This is a genomic window from Streptomyces sp. NPDC034111, from assembly GCF_055575375.1.
Genome location: NZ_JBVIST010000001.1, coordinates 200,495 through 222,569, shown reverse-complemented (window position 1 = coordinate 222,569; position 22,075 = coordinate 200,495). Strand labels below are relative to the sequence as shown.

The 22,075-nt window shown below is 69.8% G+C and carries 15 protein-coding genes and 1 tRNA gene; 7 read left to right on the top strand and 9 right to left on the bottom strand.

From position 1 onward, the window contains the following. Positions 1-78: 78 nt before the first annotated feature. The 5 genes from pepN (at position 79) to pyk (ending at position 8,080) form a co-directional block, all read left to right on the top strand. Complete coding sequence (gene pepN / locus ACZ55A_RS00995; protein WP_468831158.1) at positions 79-2,631, top strand: aminopeptidase N; 2,553 nt, start codon at positions 79-81, stop codon at positions 2,629-2,631. 196 nt (positions 2,632-2,827) lie between these two features. Further along, entirely contained in the window at positions 2,828-4,231 is a 1,404-nt protein-coding gene (locus ACZ55A_RS00990; protein WP_468831155.1) for a pyridoxal phosphate-dependent decarboxylase family protein, read from the top strand. Beyond that, complete coding sequence (locus ACZ55A_RS00985; protein ID WP_468831152.1) at positions 4,228-5,670, top strand: lysine N(6)-hydroxylase/L-ornithine N(5)-oxygenase family protein; 1,443 nt, start codon at positions 4,228-4,230, stop codon at positions 5,668-5,670. Before ACZ55A_RS00990 ends, ACZ55A_RS00985 begins: the two co-directional genes overlap by 4 nt. Positions 5,671-5,771: 101 nt before the next feature. Continuing rightward, positions 5,772-6,497, top strand: coding sequence for an SIMPL domain-containing protein (locus ACZ55A_RS00980; protein WP_468831149.1), 726 nt, complete (start codon positions 5,772-5,774; stop codon positions 6,495-6,497). Positions 6,498-6,643: 146 nt separating this feature from the next. Then, entirely contained in the window at positions 6,644-8,080 is a 1,437-nt protein-coding gene (gene pyk / locus ACZ55A_RS00975) for a pyruvate kinase (protein ID WP_468831146.1), read from the top strand. Between the two features lie 48 nt (positions 8,081-8,128). Here the strand turns inward: pyk and ACZ55A_RS00970 are convergent, their stop codons facing one another. Next, complete coding sequence (locus ACZ55A_RS00970; protein ID WP_468831144.1) at positions 8,129-8,902, bottom strand: transcriptional regulator; 774 nt, start codon at positions 8,900-8,902, stop codon at positions 8,129-8,131. A gap of 109 nt (positions 8,903-9,011) precedes the next feature. Beyond that, positions 9,012-9,086, bottom strand: a tRNA-Leu gene (locus ACZ55A_RS00965). 96 nt (positions 9,087-9,182) lie between these two features. On the opposite strand from ACZ55A_RS00965, the gene ACZ55A_RS00960 reads away from it, so the two are divergent. Then, on the top strand, positions 9,183-9,833 hold the full coding sequence (locus tag ACZ55A_RS00960) for an ANTAR domain-containing response regulator (RefSeq protein ID WP_468831141.1): 651 nt from the start codon (positions 9,183-9,185) through the stop codon (positions 9,831-9,833). Between the two features lie 82 nt (positions 9,834-9,915). On the opposite strand, the gene ACZ55A_RS00955 is transcribed toward ACZ55A_RS00960, so the two are convergent. From ACZ55A_RS00955 to ACZ55A_RS00925, 7 genes are all read right to left on the bottom strand, one after another. Beyond that, positions 9,916-10,632 (bottom strand): ABC transporter ATP-binding protein, encoded by a 717-nt coding sequence (locus ACZ55A_RS00955; protein WP_468831138.1) that lies wholly within the window; start codon positions 10,630-10,632, stop codon positions 9,916-9,918. Then, positions 10,629-11,537: an ABC transporter ATP-binding protein gene (locus tag ACZ55A_RS00950; RefSeq protein WP_468831135.1), complete on the bottom strand. Its 909-nt coding sequence runs from the start codon at positions 11,535-11,537 to the stop codon at positions 10,629-10,631. Before ACZ55A_RS00950 ends, ACZ55A_RS00955 begins: the two co-directional genes overlap by 4 nt. Before the next feature lie 5 nt (positions 11,538-11,542). Then, entirely contained in the window at positions 11,543-13,339 is a 1,797-nt protein-coding gene (locus ACZ55A_RS00945; RefSeq protein ID WP_468831132.1) for a branched-chain amino acid ABC transporter permease, read from the bottom strand. A gap of 5 nt (positions 13,340-13,344) precedes the next feature. Continuing rightward, positions 13,345-14,274: a branched-chain amino acid ABC transporter permease gene (locus ACZ55A_RS00940; protein ID WP_468831129.1), complete on the bottom strand. Its 930-nt coding sequence runs from the start codon at positions 14,272-14,274 to the stop codon at positions 13,345-13,347. Between the two features lie 126 nt (positions 14,275-14,400). Then, positions 14,401-15,621, bottom strand: coding sequence for a branched-chain amino acid ABC transporter substrate-binding protein (locus ACZ55A_RS00935; protein WP_468834502.1), 1,221 nt, complete (start codon positions 15,619-15,621; stop codon positions 14,401-14,403). A 494-nt stretch (positions 15,622-16,115) separates the two neighbouring features. Continuing rightward, the gene (locus ACZ55A_RS00930) at positions 16,116-16,589 is read right to left on the bottom strand and encodes a PaaI family thioesterase (RefSeq protein WP_468831126.1); all 474 of its coding nucleotides are present in this window, start codon (positions 16,587-16,589) and stop codon (positions 16,116-16,118) included. A 133-nt stretch (positions 16,590-16,722) separates the two neighbouring features. Next, positions 16,723-19,008, bottom strand: coding sequence for an FdhF/YdeP family oxidoreductase (locus ACZ55A_RS00925; protein ID WP_468831123.1), 2,286 nt, complete (start codon positions 19,006-19,008; stop codon positions 16,723-16,725). Positions 19,009-19,246: 238 nt separating this feature from the next. Here ACZ55A_RS00925 and polA point away from each other — a divergent pair, with 238 nt between their 5' ends. Continuing rightward, on the top strand, positions 19,247-21,985 hold the full coding sequence (polA, locus tag ACZ55A_RS00920) for a DNA polymerase I (protein WP_468831120.1): 2,739 nt from the start codon (positions 19,247-19,249) through the stop codon (positions 21,983-21,985). The last annotated feature ends 90 nt before the right edge of the window (positions 21,986-22,075 follow it).

Below are 22,075 nucleotides of genomic sequence, written 5' to 3'. Positions count from 1 at the left end.
GCCGGGGCCCGCAACCGCACCACCGCACCCGGACAAACCCCCGTGCACCGGCCACCGGCCGTACGGCAGCATGGCCCCATGCCGCAACTCCAGCGCGACGAGGCGCAGACCCGAGCCCGACTCATCGACGTCCACCACTACACCGTCGAACTCGACCTCACCCAAGGCGCCGAGACCTTCGGCTCCCGCACGGTCATCCACTTCACCGCCCGGGCCGGCGGCGACACCTTCGTCGAACTGAAACCCGCCGAGCTGCACTCCGCCACCCTCGACGGCCACCGCCTCGACCCCACCGCCCTCGACGACAACCGCCTCCCGCTCACCGGCCTGACCCCCGGCGACCACGAGCTGCGCATCGACGCCACCATGCGCTACTCCCGCACCGGCGAGGGCATGCACCGCTTCACCGACCCCGCCGACGGCGAGAACTACGTCTACACCCAGCTGTTCCTCGACGACATCCAGCGCGTCTTCGCCGCCTTCGACCAGCCCGACCTCAAGGCCGTCTTCGCCCTGACCGTCACCGCCCCCACCGGCTGGACCGTCCTCGCCAACGGCCGCACCGAGCACCTGGGCAACGGCCACTGGAAGGCCGCCCCCACCCCCCTCATCTCCACCTACCTCGTCGCCGTCGCCGCCGGCCCCTGGCACTCCGTACGCACCGAACACGCCGGACTGCCCTTCGGCATCCACTGCCGCCGCTCCCTCGCCCCCCACCTCGACGCCGACGCCGAAGAAATCCTCGACCTCACCCGCCGCTGCTTCGACCGCTACCACGAACTCTTCGAGGAGCCCTACCCCTTCGACTCCTACGACCAGGCCTTCGTCCCCGAATTCAACGCCGGCGCCATGGAGAACCCCGGCCTGGTCACCTTCCGCGACGAATTCGTCTACCGCTCCGCCGTCACCGACACCGAACGCCAGACCCGCGGCATGGTCATCGCCCACGAAATGGCCCACATGTGGTTCGGCGACCTCGTCACCCTCCAGTGGTGGGACGACATCTGGCTCAACGAATCCTTCGCCGAATACATGGGCTACCAGGTCCTGGCCGAAGCCACCCGCTTCACCGACACCTGGACCGACTTCGCCGTCGCCCGCAAGGGCTGGGGCTACGACGCCGACCAGCGCCCCTCCACCCACCCGGTCGCCCCCGCCCCCGAGGACGTCCCCGACACCGCCTCCGCCCTCCTCAACTTCGACGGCATCTCCTACGCCAAGGGCGCCTCCGCCCTGCGCCAGCTCGTCGCCTGGATGGGCAACAAGGACTTCCTCACCGGCATCAACGACCACTTCGCCCGGCACCGCTTCGGCAACGCCACCCTCGCCGATTTCATCGACTCCCTCGCCCGCGCCACCGACCGCGACGTCCACGGCTGGGCCGACCGCTGGCTGCGCACCACCGGAGTCGACACCCTCACCCCCGTCGTACGCGACACCACCGAAGGACACTGGAGCCTCACCGTCCAGCAGACCGCAGGCCAGGACGGCACCCGCCCCCACCGCCTCACCGTCGGCCTCTACGACCACGACCCGCACACCCCCGGACGCCTCGTCCCCCGCACCCCGCTCACCCTCGACGTGCCCGACGACAGCAGCCACACCGGGACCGGCTCCCGCCCCGCCCTGCTCCTCCTCAACGACCAGGACCTCACCTACGCCAAGGTCCGCCTCGACCCGGACTCCTGGGACACCGCCCTCGGCGCCCTGGCCGGCCTCCCCGACCCGCTGACCCGCGCCGTCGTATGGAACGCCGCCCGCGACATGGTCCGCGACGGCGAACTGCCGCCCACCGCCTACCTCGACGCCGCCCGCGCCCACCTCCCGCACGAAACCGACCTCGCCCTCGTCCAGGGCGTCCTCGCCTTCGCCCGCACCCAGATCGCCGACCGCTACCTGCCGGCACGCAGCCGCCACTCCGCCCTCGCCGGCCTCACCGCGCTCAGCCGCGAGATACTCCGCCGCACCGAAGGCCCCGAGAACGGCAGCCACGCCGGACTGCGGCTCACCGCCGTACGCGCCTTCATCGACAGCGCCACCACCCCCGAAGGCCTCCAGGACTGGCTCGACGACGGCAGCGTCCCCGGCGGCCCGCACCTCGACCCCGAACTGCGCTGGCGCATCCTCGGCCGGCTCGCCGTCCTCGGCGCCGCCCCGCTCGACGAACTCCGCGCCACCATCGACGCCGAACTCGCCCGCGACCCCAGCGCCACCGGCCGCGAAGGCGCCGCCCGCTGCCACGCCGCACTACCCGACCCGGACGCCAAACAGGCCGCCTGGGACGCCCTGTTCCGCACCGACGAACCCACCGCCCTGTCCAACTACCTCTTCACCGCCACCGCCACCGGCTTCTGGGCCCCCGAACACCTCGACCTGCTCCGCCCCTACGTCGCCCGCTACTTCCGCGACGTCCCCGCCCTCGCCGCCGCCCGCGGCCCCGCCCTCGCCGAGGCCGCGGGACGCTCCGCCTTCCCCGTCCCCTTCGTCGACGAGGACACCCTCCGCCTCGGTGAGAACTGCCTCACCGACGGCGACCCGACCCCCGCCCTGCGCCGTAAGCTCATCGACCAACTCGACGACCTGCGAAGGGCCTTGAAGGTCCGCACCGCGGCCGCCGTGGATCAGGGCTGAACGGACGGTGCCGCCGGACCGGCAGCCGGCGGCACCCGAACACCTGCGGTACACCCGTACCACTTACGGGTGGTATGACCACAACCGGTGGATACGCGGCGTACAGGGAAAGTAACTTAGGGCCGCTTCACGCCCCCGTCCGCAGTGTGACCGCCCCCGTGGCGCAGCCCGAACCCCCTGACAGAAGAGCACAACGATGTCTGTGCCCCCTGCCGGCACCGCCCTCGCAGGCGGCACCAACGGCCCCCGCGCACTCCGCCCCCTCCTCGACACCGTCCTCGACGCCCTCACCACCGGCGCCCAGGACCGCGCCGGCCCCCTCCCGCCCGGCGGGCCCGACGCCGTCACCCGCGCCGTGCACGACGCCTGCCACCCCCTCCTCCCCGAACACGGCACCGGCCCGCACCCCGCCCTGCGCACCCTCGTCCACACCCTCGCCGCCGGCGCCGCCGACCCCGCCGACCCGCACTGCGCCGCCCATCTGCACTGCCCGCCGCTGGCCCTGGCCACCGCCGCCGACCTCGCCGCCGGCGCCCTCAACCCCTCGATGGACTCCTGGGACCAGGCCCCCGCCGCCTCCGCACTCGAAACACTCACCGGCCGCGCCCTCGCCGCGCTCGTCTACCCCGACGCCACCGACCCCGACGCGCTGATCACCACCGGCGGCACCGAATCCAACCTGCTCGCCATCCTCCTCGCCCGCGAAGCCGCCACCGCGACCGGCCCCCTCCAGGTCGTCTGCGGCGCCAACGCCCACCACTCCCTCCACCGCGCCGCCTGGCTCCTCGGCCTCCCCGAACCCCTCACCCTCCCCACCCCCGACGGCACCCTCACCCCCCACACCGTCCACACCTGCCTCGCCAACCTCGCCGGACACACCGGCCCCGTCCTCCTCGCGGCCACCGCAGGCACTACCGACTCCGGCGCCATCGACCCTCTCCCCGCACTCGCCGACCTCGCCCACCACCACGGCGCCCGACTCCACATCGACGCCGCCTACGGCGGCCCCCTCCTCTTCAGCGACACCCACCACACCGCCCTCACCGGCCTCGACCGCGCCCACACCGTCGCCCTCGACCTGCACAAACTCGGCTGGCAACCGGTCGCAGCCGGCCTCCTGGCCGTCCCCGACCCCACCACCCTCGCCCCCCTCGCCCACCAGGCCGACTACCTCAACGCCGACGACGACACCGAAGCCGGCCTCCCCGACCTCCTCAGCCGCTCACTGCGCACCACCCGCCGCCCCGACATCCTCAAAATCGCCGTCACCCTCAAAGCCCTCGGCCGCCACGGCCTCGGCGACCTCGTCGACCGCACCCTCGCCGCCGCCCAGACCCTCGCCGACCTCATCGACGCCCACCCCCGCTACGAACTCCACTCCCGCCCCACCCTCACCACCGTCCTCTTCCGCCCCACCGGCGCCGACGACACCACCCTCGCCGCCATCCGCCGCACCCTCCTCACCGACGGCCAGGCCGTCCTCGGCCGCGCCACCACCCCCACCGGCCTCTGGCTCAAAGCCACCCTCCTCAACCCCCACACCCAACCCGGAGACCTCACCACCCTCCTCAAACTCGTGGAAGGCCACATCCCCCGATGACCAGCACCCCCGAAACCCCCAACACCCCCGACACCACCGGCGCCGCCACCCCCGACGCCCCCCTCGACCTCGCCGGCATCGGCATCGGCCCCTTCAACCTCTCCCTCGCCGCCCTCGCCCAGCCCCTCACCGAGCTGCGCTGCGCCTTCTACGACCAGCGCCCCGCCTTCCACTGGCACCCGGGCCTCCTCATCGACGGCACCACCCTCCAAGTCCCCTTCCTCGCCGACCTCGTCACCCTCGCCGACCCCACCAGCCCCTGGACCTTCCTCAACTACCTCAAAGCCCGCGAACGCCTCTACCCCTTCTACTTCGCCGAACGCCTCCACACCCACCGCGCCGAATACGACGCCTACTGCCGCTGGGTCAGCGAAAACCTCCCCAGCCTCCACTTCGGCCACCAGATCGACGCCGTCCGCTGGAACCCCGAACACGAAGCCTTCGAAATCGACTTCACCCAGCTCGGCACCGACGGCGAAGCCGAAGCCCTCGGCCGCACCTACGCCCGCAACCTCGTCCTCGGCATCGGCACCACCCCCCACATCCCCGTACCGCTCCGCCCCCTCGCCGACGCCCCCGCCGTCCCCGTCATCCACTCCGCCGACTACCTCGACCACCGCGAAACCCTGCTCGCCGCCGACCACCTCACCGTCATCGGCGCCGGCCAGTCGGGCGCCGAAATCTTCCTCGACCAGCTCCGCGCCCGCCCCGCCGGCCGCGAAGGCCTCCACTGGCTCGCCCGCACCCCCGCCTTCGCCCCCATGGAATACAGCAAACTCGGCCTCGAACACTTCACCCCCGACTACACCCGCTACTTCCACGACCTCCCCGAACGCGTCCGCGACGCCCTCGTCCCCGCCCAGTGGCAACTCCACAAAGGCATCGACCACACCACCCTCGCCGCCATCCACGACGAGCTCTACCACCGCACCCTCCACGGCGGCTGGCCCGACGCCACCCTCACCCCCGGCGTCTCCGTACGCACCGCCGGCCGCGTCGGCACCACCAAGGTCGAACTCCACCTCGACCACGCCCAGCAAGGCACCCGCTCCCGCCTCACCACCGACGCCGTCATCCTCGCCACCGGCTACCGCGAACGCCGCATGGACACCCTCCTCGCCGCCCTCGACCCCTACGTACGCCGCGACGCGAGCGAACGCCCCCGCATCGACGCACACCACCGCGTCCTCCTCGACCCCCTCGTCACCGGCTCCCTCTACGTCCAGAACGCCGAAACCCACACCCACGGCGTCGGCACCCCCGACCTCGGCCTCGCCGCCTGGCGCAGCGCCACCATCCTCAACTCCCTCACCGACACCACCCCCTACCCCCTCCCCAGCCGCACCGCCTTCACCACCTTCGGCCTCCCGCAACCCATCACCCCGGCCCGCACCGGCACCGTCCCCCGCCAGGGCTCAAAGCTCGTCCCGCGCCACTGACCCACACCGGCCCCGCCCCAGGCGCCGGACGGAAGGCTTCCGGCGCCGCCGCGCCGCGAACACCCACCCCCCCCACCGGCCGGATATGCCACCCTCGCCCCATGACCGACCCCAACGGACCGACCACCCCCCACGGCACCCCCGCCCTCCCCTACGGCACCCCCGACCACCCCCGCCTCGCCGTACGCGGCGAGGCCCGCCTCGAAGTCGACCCCGAAATCGCCCGTATCACCGTCACCCTCAGCGCCCGCGGCACCGACCGCACCGCCGCCCTGACCGACCTCACCCGCCGCAACGACCAAGCCCTCACCCTCATCAAGAGCTACCCCGACGCCCTCGAAAAACTGGAGACCGGCGCCTTCAGCCTCACCCCCCAACTCGCCGAGAAAGGCCGCCGCGAACGCATCCACGCCTACACCGGACGCGTCACCCACACCGCCACCCTCAACGACTTCACCACCCTCGGCGAACTCACCACCCGCCTCGCCGACCTCGAACTCACCCGCGTCGACGGCCCCTGGTGGGAGCTGCGCCCCGACTCACCCGCCCACCGCGCCGCCCGCACCCAGGCCGTCCACGAAGCCGTCCAGCGCGCCCGCGAATACGCCGAAGCGCTCGGCGCCCGCCTCGACGCCGTCGTCGAGATCGCCGACCTCGGCGCCGAGAACAACGCGCCCGCCGCCGCCCCCGCCATGCGCTCCTTCGCCGGCTACGGAGGCGGCGCCCCCGTCCAGGAAAGCGCCCCGGCCCTCGACCTCGAACCCCAGCGCCAAACCGTCTACGCCAATGTCAACGCACGCTTTACGATGACCCGTCCCGCACTGTGAGACCGCGCCGCGCGAGGGCGAAATTCCGCTCATAGGAGCGCCTTCGCGCGCATTCCATTACTTGTCAACAGCCTTTCACCAAGCGCTCGTTGAGCAGTCACTTCCTTACAGTTCCCTACCGCCCGGTAAGTCATAGAGTCGAAGACATGCGCCGAGCAAAGATCGTCTGCACTCTGGGACCCGCCACCGACTCGTACGAGCAGATCAAAGCCCTCGTCGACGCCGGAATGGACATCGCCCGCTTCAACCTCAGCCACGGCACCTACGCCGAACACGAGGCGCGCTTCGACCGGGTCCGCAAGGCATCCGAAGAAGCCCACCGCAGCGTCGGCATCCTCGCCGATCTTCAAGGCCCGAAGATCCGCCTCGGCCGATTCCGCGAAGGCCCTGTACTTCTCGAACGCGGCGACGACTTCACCATCACCGTCGAACCGTCCGCCGAAGGCGACCGCCACCTCTGCGGCACCACCTACCACGGCCTCGCCGCCGACGTCACCACCGGCGAACGCATCCTCGTCGACGACGGCAAGGTCACCCTCGAAGTCACCGGCGTCGACGGACCCCGCGTCCACACCAAGGTCATCGAAGGCGGCATGGTCTCCGACCACAAAGGCCTCAACCTCCCCGGCGTCGCCGTCTCCGTCCCCGCCCTCTCCGAAAAGGACCAGGACGACCTCCGCTGGGCCCTGCGCTACGGCGCCGACATCATCGCCCTCTCCTTCGTCCGCAGCGGCCGCGACATCGAAGACGTCCACCGCATCATGTGCGAGGAGAACCGCTTCCTCCCCGTCATCGCCAAGGTCGAAAAGCCCCAGGCCGTCGACAACATCGACGACATCGTCGCCGCCTTCGACGGCATCATGGTCGCCCGCGGCGACCTCGGCGTCGAAATGCCCCTGGAAACCGTCCCGATCGTCCAGAAGCGCGCCATCAAGCTCGCCAAGCGCAACGCCAAACCGGTCATCGTCGCCACCCAGATGCTCGACTCGATGATCGACAACTCCCGCCCCACCCGCGCCGAGGCCTCCGACGTCGCCAACGCCATCATCGACGGCACCGACGCCGTCATGCTCTCCGGCGAAACCAGCGTCGGGAAGCACCCCACCGAGACCGTCAAAACCATGAGCCGCATCGTCGAAGCGGCAGAAGAAGACATCCTCGCCAAGGGCCTCCCGCCGCTCACCCGGACCAGCAAGCCCCGCACCCAGGGCGGCGCCGTGGCCCGCGCCGCCGCCGAAATGGGCGACTTCCTCGGCGCCAAGTTCCTCGTCGCCTTCACCCAGTCCGGCGACACCGTCCGCCGCCTCTCCCGCTACCGCTCACCCATCCCCCTCCTCGCCTTCACCCCCGACACCGCCACCCGCTCCCAGCTCAACCTCACCTGGGGCGTGGAGACCTTCCTCGGCCCCACCGTCGACTCCACCGACGAGATGGTCGCCCAGGTCGACGAGCACCTCCTCAAGATCGGCCGCTGCCAGAAGGGCGACGTCGTCATCATCACCGCCGGCTCCCCGCCCGGCGTCCCCGGCTCCACCAACCTCGTCCGCGTCCACCACATCGGCGAGGACGACTGCCCCGAGTAGCACCCCGCACCGCGCTCCCGCTGGGCCGAGGAACTGACTGCCTTCCTGTCAGTACTTCGGCCCGATGTGTTGGTCCATGAGGGCCACCGAAGCTTTGCGGGCGACGGAGATGTTCTCCGCCTTGCGGGACTGCCGCGCCGGTTTCCACTCGACGCCGACCGCGTCGAGCGCGTCCGTGTAGAGCCGCAGGATGTCGGCGGACATGTTCGTGAAGAAGTACCGCGGATATTCGTAGCGTTTGCGCTCGCCGCCGACCGTGCGCGTCGTCCAGTTCGTGATCCGGCAGCCGTCGGAGTGGAAGAGTCCGCGGATGAATTCCCAGGGGTGTGCGTCCACGATCTCCCGCTGCCAGGCTTCGAGGACGATGGGCCGCTCATGCTTCTTGCCGGGGCCGTGCTGCGGGAAGAGGCAGGGCCAGTGGTGGCTGTAGCTCGTCACCATCACACAGCCCTGGCGCTGGATGATGCACACACTGTTCATAGGGCGGACCGCCTTCACCGCCTCGCGGCACGCCACGATCAGCCCCGGCCAGGCGTCCGCGCACGCGATGCGCAGCGCATACCCGCGCCGCCGTGGCTGTCTGCTGAGGCAGCCGTCGCCGAGGTAGAGGCCGAGCAGGTACGCATACGGCCCGGCCGCCTCAGGTGGACGCGGCACTCTCTCGCATCGCGGGCATGCGGCCCGGCGGGAGACCGGTTCGATCCGGGTCTGCCAGGAGCGGAGCGCGTAACGGGAAATGCCGGTCTGCTTGCTCACCGAGTTGAGACTGCGGCCTTGGGAGACGAGGGAGAGGGCGTGCTCACGGGTTTCACGGTCGTACATGAATGCGAGCTTGGCCGGAAATGGATTCCCGCATGGCCGAACGGGTGTGCCCTCGCTCCTTCGAGCGAATTTTCCCGAACCTTACGCGACCTTGGAATCGGAGGAAAAGTGCCCCGGGTCGGACTCGAACCGACACTGTATGGGTTTTGAATCCATTGCCTGCTGCCAATTGGGCTACCGGGGCCAGCGGAATCCAAGGCTAACGCCCACCTGCTGTGGGACCACCTTACAGGAGCTAGGTAGGCTCTTGGGGCACCACCTGACCGGAACGAGGAGTCCCGTGAGCGCCGCCGAGCCCGAGCAGCCCGTCGCCGATGACGATCAGTCGCACGTCCCGCCGCTGACCACGCGCGTCGTGATCGCCGAGGACGAGGCCCTCATCCGTCTCGATCTCAAAGAGATGCTGGAGGAGGAGGGCTACACCGTCGTCGGCGAGGCCGGGGACGGGCAGACCGCCGTGGAGCTGGCCCGGGAGCACCGTCCCGATCTGGTGATCCTGGACGTGAAGATGCCGGTGCTGGACGGTATCTCGGCGGCCGAGAAGATCGCCGAGGAGAGCATTGCGCCGGTGCTGATGCTGACCGCGTTCTCACAGCGTGAGCTGGTGGAACGGGCGCGGGACGCGGGCGCGATGGCGTATCTGGTGAAGCCGTTCTCCAAGAGCGATGTGGTGCCGGCGATCGAGATGGCGGTGAGCCGGTTCACCGAGCTGAGGACGCTGGAGAAGGAGGTCGCGGACCTCACCCAGCGGCTGGAGACGCGGAAGCTGGTGGACCGGGCGAAGAGCATTCTGCAGACGCAGTACGGGCTGACCGAGCCGGCCGCGTTCCGGTGGATCCAGAAGACGTCGATGGACCGTCGGCTGTCGATGCAGCAGGTGGCCGAGGCGGTCATCGAGGACGCCGAGGAGAAGAAGCAGAAGGACCAGTAGCCGCGCCTTGTGTGCGTGAGCGGCCCCGTACCGATGGTTGTCGGTGCGGGGCCGCTCGTGTGTGGTGGGCGGTGCGGGTGGTTCAGTCCTCGCCGAGGTAGGCCTTGCGGACGGATTCGTCGTGGAGGAGGGAGTGGCCGCTGCCGGAGAGGGAGATGCGGCCGATCTCCATGACGTGGGCCTGGTCGGCGAGGGAGAGGGCTGCCTGGGCGTTCTGTTCCACGAGGAGGATGGTGGTGCCCTGGGAGCGGAGTTCGCGGATGGTCGCCATGATTTTCTGCATCATGATCGGCGAGAGGCCCATGGAGGGTTCGTCGAGCATGAGGAGCTTCGGGCGGGACATCAGGGCCCGGCCCATGGCGAGCATTTGCTGTTCGCCGCCGGAGAGGGTGCCGGAGGCTTGTTTGCGGCGTTCGCCGAGGATGGGGAAGAGGTCGTAGACGTGGCGGATGTCGGCCTCGATGCCGGCGGTGTCCTTGCGGAGGAAGGCTCCGAGCTGGAGGTTCTCGGCGATGGTGAGGCGGGGGAAGATGTGCCGGCCCTCGGGGGAGTGGGCCAGCCCGAGAGAGACGATCTTGTGGGCGGCGACGCCGGTGAGCGGCTTGCCGTCGAAGATGATCTTTCCCGAGGTGGGCTTCAGCAGGCCCGAGAGGGTGCGGAGGGTGGTCGTCTTGCCGGCGCCGTTGGTGCCGATGAGGGTGACGGCCTGGCCCGCTTCGACGGAGAACGAGATGCCCTTGACGGCCTCGATCTTGCCGTAGGCGACCCGGAGGTCCTCGACCTCGAGCAGTGCGGTCACTGGGGTCCTCCCTCGGTGCTGGTGGTGTCCTCCGCGTCGGCGGCGGCTTCCGCGGCGTGCGCCTCCGCGGCCTCGACTTCGGAGACCTCGGCTTCCCCGGGGTCGCCTTCGAAGGGTTCGCCGAGGTAGGCGGCGATGACCCGCTCGTCGGCCTGGACGACTTCGGAGGTGCCTTCGACGAGCTTTTCGCCCTGGACGAGGACGGCCACGCGGTCGCACAGGTTGAACACGAAGCGCATGTCGTGCTCGATGAGGAGGACGGCGATGCCCTGGTCCCGGACGGCGAAGACCAACTCCTCGGTGGCCCGGGTCTCCTGGGGGTTCATACCGGCCGTCGGTTCGTCGAGCAGCAGCAGGCCCGGTTCGGAGGCGAGCGCCCGCGCGATCTCCAGCTTGCGCTGCTCGCCGTAGGGCAGGTTGCGTGCCAGATGGTCGCGCTTGTGGGCCAGGCCGGTGAACTCCAGGAGTTCCATGGCCCGTTCCTCGCTCGTGGTCTCGGCCTTCTTGAAGCCGGGGCTGCGCAGCAGCGCGGACCACAGGCCTTCCTTGGTCCGTGTGTGCCGTCCGACGAGGACGTTCTCGAGGACGGTCATGTTGGCGAAGAGGCGGATGTTCTGGAAGGTGCGGGCGATGCCGGCCTGGGTGACGAGGTGGGGTTTGCGCGAGAGGCGGGTACCCCGGTAGCTGACGCTGCCTTCGGTGGGGGTGTAGAGGCCGGTGAGGCAGTTGAAGAAGGTGGTTTTGCCGGCGCCGTTGGGGCCGATGAGGCCGACGATCTCGCCGGCGTTGACGGTGAGATCGACGCCCCGTACGGCGGTGAGTCCGCCGAAGCGCATGGTCACGCCGTCGGCGCGGAGCACGGTGCCGGTGTCGGTGGCGGGTGCGAGAGTGGATGGTGTCGTCATGGTCGTCACGCCTTTGCCTTGGTGGCGCCCAGGGTGGCGTCGGAGTCCGGTAGGCGCTGGTCGGGCACGTCGAGCTGGCCGGTTTCGTGGAATTCGAGTTGCTTGCGGCGGTCGGGGATGAGGCCTTCGGGCCGGAAGCGCATGAGCAGGACGAGTGCGATGCCGAACAGGAGGAGCTGGTAGTCCTGGATGAAGTCGAGCTTGGCGGGGATGAGGAAGAGCAGCGCGGCGCCGACGAGGGGGCCGCTGAGGGTGCCCATGCCGCCGAGGATGACCGCGGCGAGGAGGAAGGCGGAGTTGGGCGGCTGGGGCCCGGCGAACTGGAACTGTTCGGGGGTGGCGGTGGTCACGACGTGGGCGTGGACGGTGCCGGCGAGTCCGGCGAGGGCCGCGCCGAGGGCGAAGGCGAGCAGCCGCAGCCGGAAGCTGTTGATGCCCATGGCGATGGCGGCGGTTTCGTCCTCGCGGATGGCGATCCAGGCGCGGCCGATGCGGGAGGAGGCGGCGCGTCGGAAGACCAGGACGACGAAGGCGGTCACGAGGATCATCAGCAGGTAGTAGTTGCCGTAGGTGGCGACGGGGATGCCGAGGATGTCGTGGGGTTCGCCGAAGTTGAAGCCGAAGATTTCGAGGTTGGGGATGTTGGGGATGCCCATGGCGCCGTTGGTGACGTCGGGGCCGGTGGTGCCGTTGAGGTTGAGCATGGCGATGCGGAAGATCTCACCGAAGCCGAGGGTGACGATCGCGAGGTAGTCGCCGCGTAGCCGGAGGGTGGGTGCGCCGATCAGGACGCCGAAGACCAGGGACGCCGCGGCGCCGGTCAGCAGGGCCGCCCAGAAGGGGAAGTGGAGCCCGAGGGCGGATTCGGGGGAGCCGGAGACCAGGGCGGCGGCGTAGGCGCCGACGCCGAGGAAGGCGACGTATCCCAGGTCGAGGAGGCCGGCGAGGCCGACGACGACGTTGAGGCCCAGGGCGACCGTGGCGAAGATCAGGATGTTGGCGCCGATGATCGTGTACTGGTCGGTGTCCTGGGTGAAGGGGAAGCAGGCGGCGGCGGCGAAGGCCGCGCCGAGGGCGACGCCGCGGTGCTTGTGGGTGAGCTGGGTGAGCCGGTTGATGAGTCCGGCCCGGTTGAGGGCGGGGATGGCCAGGAGGATGAAGATCAGGTAGCCGACGAACGGGGCGCCGTCATCGGTGTCGATGCCGTAGGTGAAGGCGAAGAGCCCGGCGGCGAAGGCACCGGCGATGATCAGGATCTCGGCCCAGGAGGGGAGTTCGAGGGTGCGGCGCCGTACGGGGGTGGCGGCGAGCACCGCGGTGAAGCGCTGCCAGGGGCCTGCGGGCGGGTCGCCGTCGGGCTGGTCGGGCGGCAGCGCGAGGGCGCCGAGGAGGGTGACCAGTGAGGTGACGGCGGCGACGACACCGCCGGGTTCGAGGTTGACCAGGCCGCCGAGCTGCATGGCGATGGCGCCGAGGGTGAACCAGGTGGCGGCGAAGGTGCCGAGCGCGGCCAGCAGGGTGGGGGCGTTGCGCCCCGCGGGGGTGAGCCACTGCAGTCCGCGCAGCCCGAGGGCGGCGGTGACGAGCAGCAGGGTGAGGATGCCGCCGGCGAGGGTGACGATCTGGAGGCCGGCGGGGGAGAAGTAGTAGGTGAGGTCGCCGGGGAAGTCGCTGCTCCAGGTCCAGGCGAGGCCGGTGGAGACGGCGGTGGTGAGGGCGCCGGCGGCGGTGATGAGGCGCGCGGCGCGTTCGGGCAGCGGGATCAGGCCGCGGGCCGTGGTTGTGGTGGTGTTCGTGGTCATCGCTATCACGCCCGATCCGCGACGCGTTCGCCCAGCAGGCCTTGTGGCCGCAGGAGGAGTACGAGGATGAGGAGCACGAAGGCCCAGACGTCCTTCCAGGCTCCGCCGCCGAATTGCTGCATGCCGGGGATCTCTTCGATGTAGGCGGTGGCGAGGGCTTCGGCGATGCCGAGGACGACGCCGCCGAGCATGGCGCCGTAGATGTTGCCGATGCCGCCGAGCACGGCTGCGGTGAAGGCCTTGAGGCCCATGATGAAGCCCATGCGGAACTGGACCTCGCCGGTGCGCAGGCCGTAGGCGACGGCGGCGACGCCGGCGAACGCGGCGCCGATGGCGAAGGCGAGGACGATGATCCGGTCGGTGTTGATGCCCATGAGCTTGGCGGTGTCGGGATCCTGGGCGGTGGCCTGCATGGCCCGTCCGCTGCGGGTCTTGGCGACGAAGAAGCCGAGGGCGATCATGCAGGCGGGGGCGGCGATCAGCACGAAGATGTCGCCGCGCTGGACGGTGGCGCCGAAGATCTCGAAGGCGCTGCCCTTGAACTGGGGGAAGACCCGGGCCTGTTTCCCGTCGGGGTACCACTTCCAGACGGCCTGCTGGAGGGCGATGGACAGTCCGATGGCGGTGATGAGGGGGGCGAGGCGGGGTGCGCCGCGCAGCGGACGGTAGGCGAAACGTTCCGCTGCGATGCCGACGAGGACGGATACCGCGATTCCGCCGAGGAGCATGACCGGCAGGGCGAGGGCGAGTGAGGTTCCGGCGGGCAGTGCGAGGTAGACGCTGAGCGCTCCGAAGCCGCCTACCATGAAGATCTCGCCGTGGGCGAAGTTGATGAGCTGGACGATTCCGTAGACCATCGTGTAGCCGATCGCGATGAGTCCGTACATCGCGCCGAGGATGAGTCCGTTGGCCAGCTGTTGCGGCAGTTCGCTCACCGCAGGCCTCCGTTGTGTGGGAGTTACGAGATTCCGGGGGGTCCCGGTGTGCCACGGGCCGCGCCAGGGGCGTTCATGGCGTCCTGGCGCGGCCCGGGGCGTCGGTGCTGTGGTGCTTCGGTGCGATCAGCTCTTGTCGAACTTCTTGAATTCGGCGCTGAATCGGGAGGCCCAGGCACCCTTGTCGACCTGATATGCGGTGATCATGGTGTTGGTGGTGTCGCCGTATTTGTCGAAGGCGACCTTTCCGGTGACGCCGTCGAAGGTGACCTTGTTCATGGCCTCGACGACCTTCTTGCGGGCGTCTTCGGGGAGCTTTCCGCCGTTGTCGTCGACGACGCTCTTGACGGCCTGGATGAGGGCCCAGGTGGCGTCATAGGTGGAGCCGCCGTAGGCCTCGTAGGCCTCCTTGAAGCCGGCCGCCTTGTAATCGGCGATGAACTTCTTGGCGGACGGGAGTTCTTCGACGGGCTTTCCGACGGAGGAGGCGTAGTCGCCCTGCGCCTTCTTGTTGAGCTTGATGTAGTCGCCGCTGTACATGCCGTCGCCGCCCATCAGGGGCACGGTGACGCCGCCGTCCTTGAGCTGCTGGCTGAGCGGACCGGACGCGGGGTATTCACCGCCGTAGAAGACCACGTCGGGCTTGGCGGACTTGACCTTGGAGACGACGGCCTTGAAGTCGCGGTCGTCGGGGCTGACGTGTTCGGTGCCGACGATCTTTCCGCCGAGCTTGGTGAACTGGTCCTTGAAGGACGAGGCGAGACCGACGCCGTAGGTCTTCTGGTCGTCGATGACATAGGCCTTCTTGACCTTCATCTTCTCCCAGGCGTACTGGCCGTCGAAGGCGCCCTGCACCTCGTCGGTGGTGGCGGTGCGGAAGTAGGTCGGGAATTGCCGTACCCGCTTGTTCTTCCGCCAGTCCGGGCCCTGTGTGAGGTCCGGGGTGGTGTTCGCCGGGGATATCAGGGTGAGGTTGTTCTGCTTGGAGACCTGCTGCATGGACTGGGCGACGCCGGAATTGAGCGGGCCGACGATGCCGAGGACGTCCTTGTCGCCGGCGAGCTTGGTGGTGTTCTGCTGGCCGACATTGGGCAGCGCTTTGTCGTCGAGGGCTTCGAGCTTGAACGTGACGCCCTTGACCTCGCCGGTTTTGTTCGCGTTGTTGATGGCGAGCTGGGCGGAATTGCGTATGCCCAGGCCCAGCGCGGAGAGCTCTCCGGTGGTCGGGGCGTCGAGGCCGATGACGACGGTTGTCTTGGAGCCGTCGCCGCTCTTGGTGTCGCCGCGGGAGCCGCACGCGGAGAGCGTGAGGGCACCGGTGGCGACTGCGGTGGTGAGGAGAAGCAAGGAACGGTGACGCACGGATCAGTCCTTTCCCTGGCGCGGCCACAGCTGTCGCATGGCCGATTCGCGCGCCGGGCTGTACGGGATGTACGCGATGTGGTACAGGGGTCCGTTCTCACAGCGCGCCCGGCGGCGCGGTGACTGGCGGTGACTCTAGAGCGGTGTTCGCAACGTCGGCAGAGGCGCTGACCAGGATGTGACGCTCTTGTTATGACCGGCGATGAGCGTTTTGGCCTTACGCTCCTTACACCTGAGAGCGAACGCGGTGCGGAGGGCGAACTCGCACTTCCACGGGCAGATGGGCCGCGAGGCGCCGGGAGGGCGTCCGCTTATCGGATGCGCCGGGCGTGGGGGTCGCGTGCCCGGGGCGGGATCGGGGCACGGGAAAGGGGCGCAACGGCACGCTTGTTACGCAGCGTTACGGGCATATGAACGGCCCCGCACCCGGATACCGGGGCGGGGCCGTAGCGCGCGCGGCTCGGGCCGCTGGGTTTCGGTCAGCTGCGGTAGGCGTCGGCGTCCACGTCACGCAGCATGCACGTCAGGCGGGCGGTGCAGACCCGCTTGTCGTGCTCATCGGTGATCACGATCTCGTAGGTCGCGGTGGAACGGCCGCGGTGCACGGGAGTGGCGACACCGGTGACCAGACCGGAGCGGACCCCCCGGTGGTGGGTGCAGTTGAGGTCGACGCCGACGGCCAGCTTGGTGGGACCGCCGTGCAGCATCGAGCCCACCGAACCGAGGGTTTCGGCCAGGACGGCCGAGGCGCCGCCGTGCAGCAGTCCGTAGGGCTGGGTGTTGCCCTCCACGGGCATGGTGCCGACCACCCGCTCGGGCGCGGCCTCGGTGACCTGCACACTCATCCGCTCACCGAGGTGCCCGGCGGAGAAGAGGGCGGGCAGGTCCAGGCCGAGCCCGGCCCACTGGTCGAGGATCTGCTGCGGAAACTTCGTGGTGCTGTGCTCACCCATGCCTACGGCTCCGTTCGCTCGCGCGTACTCGTCACGCCCGTGATCGTCGTCGATCCGTGCCCGTTCCTATCAGGCCCCTGAGCAAGCGCTCAGTGCGGGGTGGCGCATTCCCGCCCGCCGGCCCGCCGGCGCTTCACTGCCGGTGCGCGCCCTCCAGGCGGATCACCACGGACTTCGACGCCGGGGTGTTGCTGGTGTCGGCGGTGTGATCGAGCGGGATGAGGACATTGGTCTCGGGGTAGTAGGCGGCCGCGCAGCCGCGGGCCGTCGGGTAGTGCACCACGCGGAAACCGGGCGCGCGCCGCTCGCTGCCGTCGGTCCACTCACTGACCAGATCCGCGTACGCCCCGTCGGCCAGGCCCCGTTCACGGGCGTCCTCCGGGTGGACGAGGACGACCCGGCGGCCGTTCTTGATGCCGCGGTAGCGGTCGTCGAGGCCGTAGACCGTGGTGTTGTACTGGTCGTGGGAGCGCAGCGTCTGGAGCAGCAGCCGCCCCTCGGGGACGGTGGGGTACTCGACGGGCGCGGCCGTGAAGTTGGCCTTCCCGGTGGCGGTGGGGAAGCTGCGGCTGTCCCTGGGGGCGTGCGGAAGGGCAAAGCCTCCCGGGCGGGCCACCTTGGCGTTGAAGTCCTCGAAGCCCGGGATGACATGCGCGATCCGGTCCCGGATCGTCGCGTAGTCCCGCGCGAACTCCTCCCAGGGAGTGCGGCTTTTCGCACCGAGGACCCGGCGGGCCAGCCGGGCGACGATCGCCGTCTCGGACAACAGGTGGTCGCTCGCCGGCGCCAGCCGCCCGCGGGAGGCGTGCACCATGCCCATGGAGTCCTCCACGGTCACGAACTGCTCGCCACCGGCCTGCACATCGCGCTCCGTACGGCCCAGCGTCGGCAGGATCAGCGCCCGGGCACCGGTGATCACATGCGAACGGTTGAGCTTGGTGGAGACATGCACGGTCAGCCGGGCACGGCGCATCGCGGCCTCGGTCACGTCCGTATCGGGCGTCGCCGCGACGAAGTTGCCGCCCATCGCGAAGAACACCTTGGCCTGCCCGTCGCGCAGCGCGCGGATCGCGCGGACCACATCGAGACCGTGCTCCCGCGGCGGGGCGAACCCGAACTCCTTCTCCAGGGCGTCGAGGAACGCCGGCGCGGGCCGCTCGAAAATGCCCATGGTGCGGTCACCCTGGACATTGCTGTGCCCGCGCACCGGGCAGACACCGGCACCCGGACGGCCGATGTTGCCGCGCAGCAGCAGGAAGTTGACGACCTCCTGAATGGTGGGCACGGAGTGCTTGTGCTGGGTCAGACCCATCGCCCAGCACACGATCGTGCGCCGCGAGGCGAGCACCATCTCCAGCGCCCGGTCGATCTCCTGGCGGGTCAGGCCGGTCGCGGCAAGGGTCTCCTCCCAGTCCTCACCGGCCCGCGCCATCTGCGCGAACTCCTCGAAACCATGGGTGTGTTCGCGGATGAACTCCTCGTCCACGGCGCCGTCGGTCGCCAGGATGAGACGGTTGAGGGCACGGAAGAGCGCCTGGTCACCGCCGAGCCGCACCTGGAGGAAGAGATCGGCCAGCGCGGTGCCGCCGCCGGCCAGACCACGCGGGGTCTGCGGATTCTTGAAGCGCTCCAGACCGGCCTCGGGCAGCGGATTGATCGAGATGATCTTCGCGCCGCCGGCCTTCGCCCGCTCCAGAGCGGTGAGCATCCGGGGGTGGTTGGTCCCCGGATTCTGCCCCGCGACGATGATCAAATCGGCCTTGTACAGGTCCTCCAGCAGGACGCTTCCCTTGCCGATACCGATCGTCTGCGTCAGGGCCGAGCCGGACGACTCATGGCACATGTTGGAGCAGTCCGGCAGGTTGTTGGTGCCGAACTCGCGGGCGAAGAGCTGATAGAGGAAGGCGGCCTCGTTGCTGGTGCGCCCGGAGGTGTAGAAGACGGCCTCGTCCGGGGAGTCCAGTGCGGCCAGCTCCTCACCGACGATGTCGAAGGCCCGCTCCCACGGGACCGGCACATAATGATCAGCACCCTCGGCCAGATACATGGGGTGGGTCAGCCGGCCCTGCTGACCGAGCCAGTAGCCACTGCGGGTCGCGAGGTCCGCGACCGGGTGGGCGGCGAAGAAATCCGGCGTCACCCGGCGCAGGGTGGCCTCTTCGGCCACGGCCTTGGCGCCGTTCTCACAGAACTCCGCGGTATGCGGCTTGTCCGGCTCCGGCCACGCACAGCCGGGACAGTCGAAACCGTCTGGCTGATTGACGCGCAGCAAGGTCAGCGCGGTACGGCGCACACCCATCTGCTTCTGGGAGACCCGCAGCGCATGGGTGATCGCCGGCAGCCCGACCGCGGAGTGCTGGGGTGCGCCGACCTCCGGCGCGTCCTGGATGGGGTCCGACGCGGGCGGCTTGCCTGCCATGGCGCTCTCCCTCGAGCCGTGAGCTGGTGCTCGCTCCGCCGGAAGCGGCGGATCGTTGCCGTACACATCCGATCCTGTCACGGACCGGGCACGGCGGTGTAGGGGAGACCGCCGGGCACGGGACCGGACAGCGGGAGCCGCGGGGAGGGCGCTGGGCCCGGCGGCGGAGGCCCGCCGCCAGCGGGGGCCGGGACCGTCGGGGCGGGGATTGTCAGTGGGCCGTGGCAGGATCGGGGGCGTGGCAGCAAAGGCAGCGAAGAAGAGCGAAGCGACCGGCACCGAGGCGGCGACGGGCGGTCGTCCCCGCCTGCTCCTGATGGACGGGCATTCCATGGCATACCGGGCGTTCTTCGCCCTGCCCGTGGAGAACTTCACCACCGTCACCGGACAACCGACCAATGCGATCTACGGCTTCGCGTCGATGCTCGCGAACACCCTGCGCGACGAAGCGCCCACCCACTTCGCGGTGGCCTTCGACGTCTCCCGCAAGACCTGGCGGTCCGAGGAGTTCGCCGACTACAAGGCCAACCGCTCCAAGGCCCCCGACGAATTCAAGGGCCAGGTCGAGCTGATCGGCGAGCTGCTGGACACCATGCGGGTCAAGCGCTTCGCCGTCGAAGGGTACGAAGCCGACGACGTCATCGCCACGCTCACCGAGCAGGCCACCGCCCAGGGCTTCCAGGTCTCCATCGTCACCGGCGACCGCGACTCCTTCCAGCTGGTCTCCGACGACGTCACCGTCCTCTACCCCACCAAGGGCGTCTCCGAGCTGACCCGCTTCACCCCCGAGAAAGTCTTCGAGAAGTACGGCCTCACCCCCGCCCAGTACCCGGACTTCGCCGCCCTGCGCGGCGACCCGTCCGACAACCTCCCCGGCATCCCCGGCGTCGGCGAGAAGACCGCCACCAAGTGGATCAACCAGTTCGGCTCCTTCGCCGAACTGGTCGAGCGCGTCGACGAGGTCAAGGGCAAGGCAGGCGCCAACCTCCGCGAGCACCTCGAAGCGGTCAAGCTCAACCGCCGGCTCACCGAGATGGTGCGCGACGTCGCACTGCCCTGCGGCCCCGAACAGCTCACCCGCGAGGCATACGACCGCGAAGCCCTCAAGGTCTTCCTCAACGCCCTCGAGATCCGCAATCCCGGCCTGCGCGACCGGCTGCTCGCCGTCGACCCGGGCTCCGCCGACACCACCGAGGAGCCCACCCCCGCCGCCGGCATCGAGGTGGACGGCACCGTCCTCGGCACCGGCGAACTCGCTCCGTGGCTGGCCGAACACGCCACCGGCCCCCTCGGCGTGGCCACCGTCGACGTCTGGAGCCTCGGCAGCGGCAGCGTCGCCGAAGTCGCCCTGGCCACCCTCCACGGCCCGGCCGCCTGGTTCGACCCCGCCCAGCTCGACGAGGCCGACGAGCAGGCCTTCGCCGCCTGGAGCGCCGACCCGGCCAGCCACAAGATCATGCACAACGTCAAGGGCCTGATGCGGGTCTTCGGCGAACACGGCTGGCGCATCGACGGCGTCACCATGGACACCGCCCTCGCCGCCTACCTCGTCAAGCCCGGCCGCCGCTCCTTCGCCCTGGACGCCCTCTCCATCGAATACCTCGGCCGCGACCTCGCCCCCGCAGCGGCCGGCGACGGACAGCTGGCGTTCGGCGCCGACGAGCAGGCCGAGGCAGACGCCCTCATGGGACAGGCCCGCACCGTCCTCGACCTGGGCGCGGCGCTCGAAACGAAGCTGGCCGAGGTCGGCGCGGCCGAGCTGCTGCGCGACGTGGAACTGCCCACCAGCGAACTGCTCGCCCGGATGGAGCGGGCCGGCATCGCCGCCGACCGCGGCTGGCTGGAACGCATCGAGGCACAGTTCGCCGGCGCGGTACAGCAGGCCGTGAAGGAAGCGCACGCCGCCGCCGGCCACGAATTCAACCTCGGCTCGCCCAAGCAGCTCCAGGAAGTCCTCTTCGGCGAACTCGGCCTGCCCAAGACCAAGAAGACCAAGACCGGCTACACCACCGACGCCGACGCCCTCGCCTGGCTCGCCGCACAGACCGACAACGAACTGCCCGTGATCATGCTCCGGCACCGCGAGCAGGCCAAGCTGCGCACCACCGTCGAAGGCCTGATCAAGACCATCGGCGCGGACGGCCGGATCCACACCACCTTCAACCAGACCGTCGCCGCCACCGGCCGGCTGTCGTCCACCGACCCTAACCTCCAGAACATCCCGGTCCGCACGGACGAGGGCCGGGCCATCCGCCGCGGCTTCATCGTCGGCGAGGGCTTCGAATCGCTGCTGACGGCCGACTACAGCCAGATCGAACTGCGCGTGATGGCCCACCTCTCCGAGGACGAAGGCCTCATCGAGGCATTCACCTCCGGCGAGGACCTGCACACCACCGTCGCCTCCCAGGTCTTCTCGGTCGCCAAGAACCAGGTCGACGCCGAGATGCGCCGCAAGATCAAGGCAATGTCCTACGGCCTGGCCTACGGCCTGTCCGCCTTCGGCCTCTCCCAGCAACTGGGCATCCAGCCCGACGAGGCCCGCAAGCTGATGGACAACTACTTCGAGCGGTTCGGCGGGGTCCGCGACTACCTCCGGCGCGTCGTCGAAGAGGCCCGCGCCACCGGCTACACCGAGACGATGCTCGGCCGCCGCCGCTATCTGCCCGACCTCAACAGCGACAACCGCCAGCGCCGCGAAACCGCCGAGCGGATGGCACTGAACGCCCCCATCCAGGGCACCGCTGCCGACATCGTCAAGATCGCCATGCTGCGGGTCGACGCGGCGATGCGGGCCGCAAAGCTGGAGTCCCGGCTGCTGCTCCAGGTCCACGACGAAATCGTCGTCGAGGTCGCCCACGGCGAACGCAAGAAGATCGAGGAACTGCTGCGCAAGGAAATGGCCGCAGCGGCCGAACTGCGCGCCCCGTTGGACGTCTCCGTCGGCTCGGGCAAGGACTGGGAGTCGGCAGCGCACTGACGGGACGCGGGGGCGCGCGACCGTACGCGGTGGCGCGCCGACCGGCCGGTGGTGGTGTATCTGCCGAGGGCGGCCTACCTGCCGGCCGTG

Coding starts and splice junctions, on each gene's coding strand:
- ACZ55A_RS00945 (WP_468831132.1), bottom strand. CDS start 13,339: ATGACCACGAACACCACCACAACCACGGCCCGCGGCCTGATCCCGCTG.
- ACZ55A_RS00985 (WP_468831152.1), top strand. CDS start 4,228: ATGACCAGCACCCCCGAAACCCCCAACACCCCCGACACCACCGGCGCC.
- ACZ55A_RS00930 (WP_468831126.1), bottom strand. CDS start 16,589: ATGGGTGAGCACAGCACCACGAAGTTTCCGCAGCAGATCCTCGACCAG.
- ACZ55A_RS00925 (WP_468831123.1), bottom strand. CDS start 19,008: ATGGCAGGCAAGCCGCCCGCGTCGGACCCCATCCAGGACGCGCCGGAG.
- pepN (WP_468831158.1), top strand. CDS start 79: ATGCCGCAACTCCAGCGCGACGAGGCGCAGACCCGAGCCCGACTCATC.
- ACZ55A_RS00990 (WP_468831155.1), top strand. CDS start 2,828: ATGTCTGTGCCCCCTGCCGGCACCGCCCTCGCAGGCGGCACCAACGGC.
- ACZ55A_RS00980 (WP_468831149.1), top strand. CDS start 5,772: ATGACCGACCCCAACGGACCGACCACCCCCCACGGCACCCCCGCCCTC.
- ACZ55A_RS00950 (WP_468831135.1), bottom strand. CDS start 11,537: ATGACGACACCATCCACTCTCGCACCCGCCACCGACACCGGCACCGTG.
- ACZ55A_RS00970 (WP_468831144.1), bottom strand. CDS start 8,902: ATGTACGACCGTGAAACCCGTGAGCACGCCCTCTCCCTCGTCTCCCAA.
- pyk (WP_468831146.1), top strand. CDS start 6,644: ATGCGCCGAGCAAAGATCGTCTGCACTCTGGGACCCGCCACCGACTCG.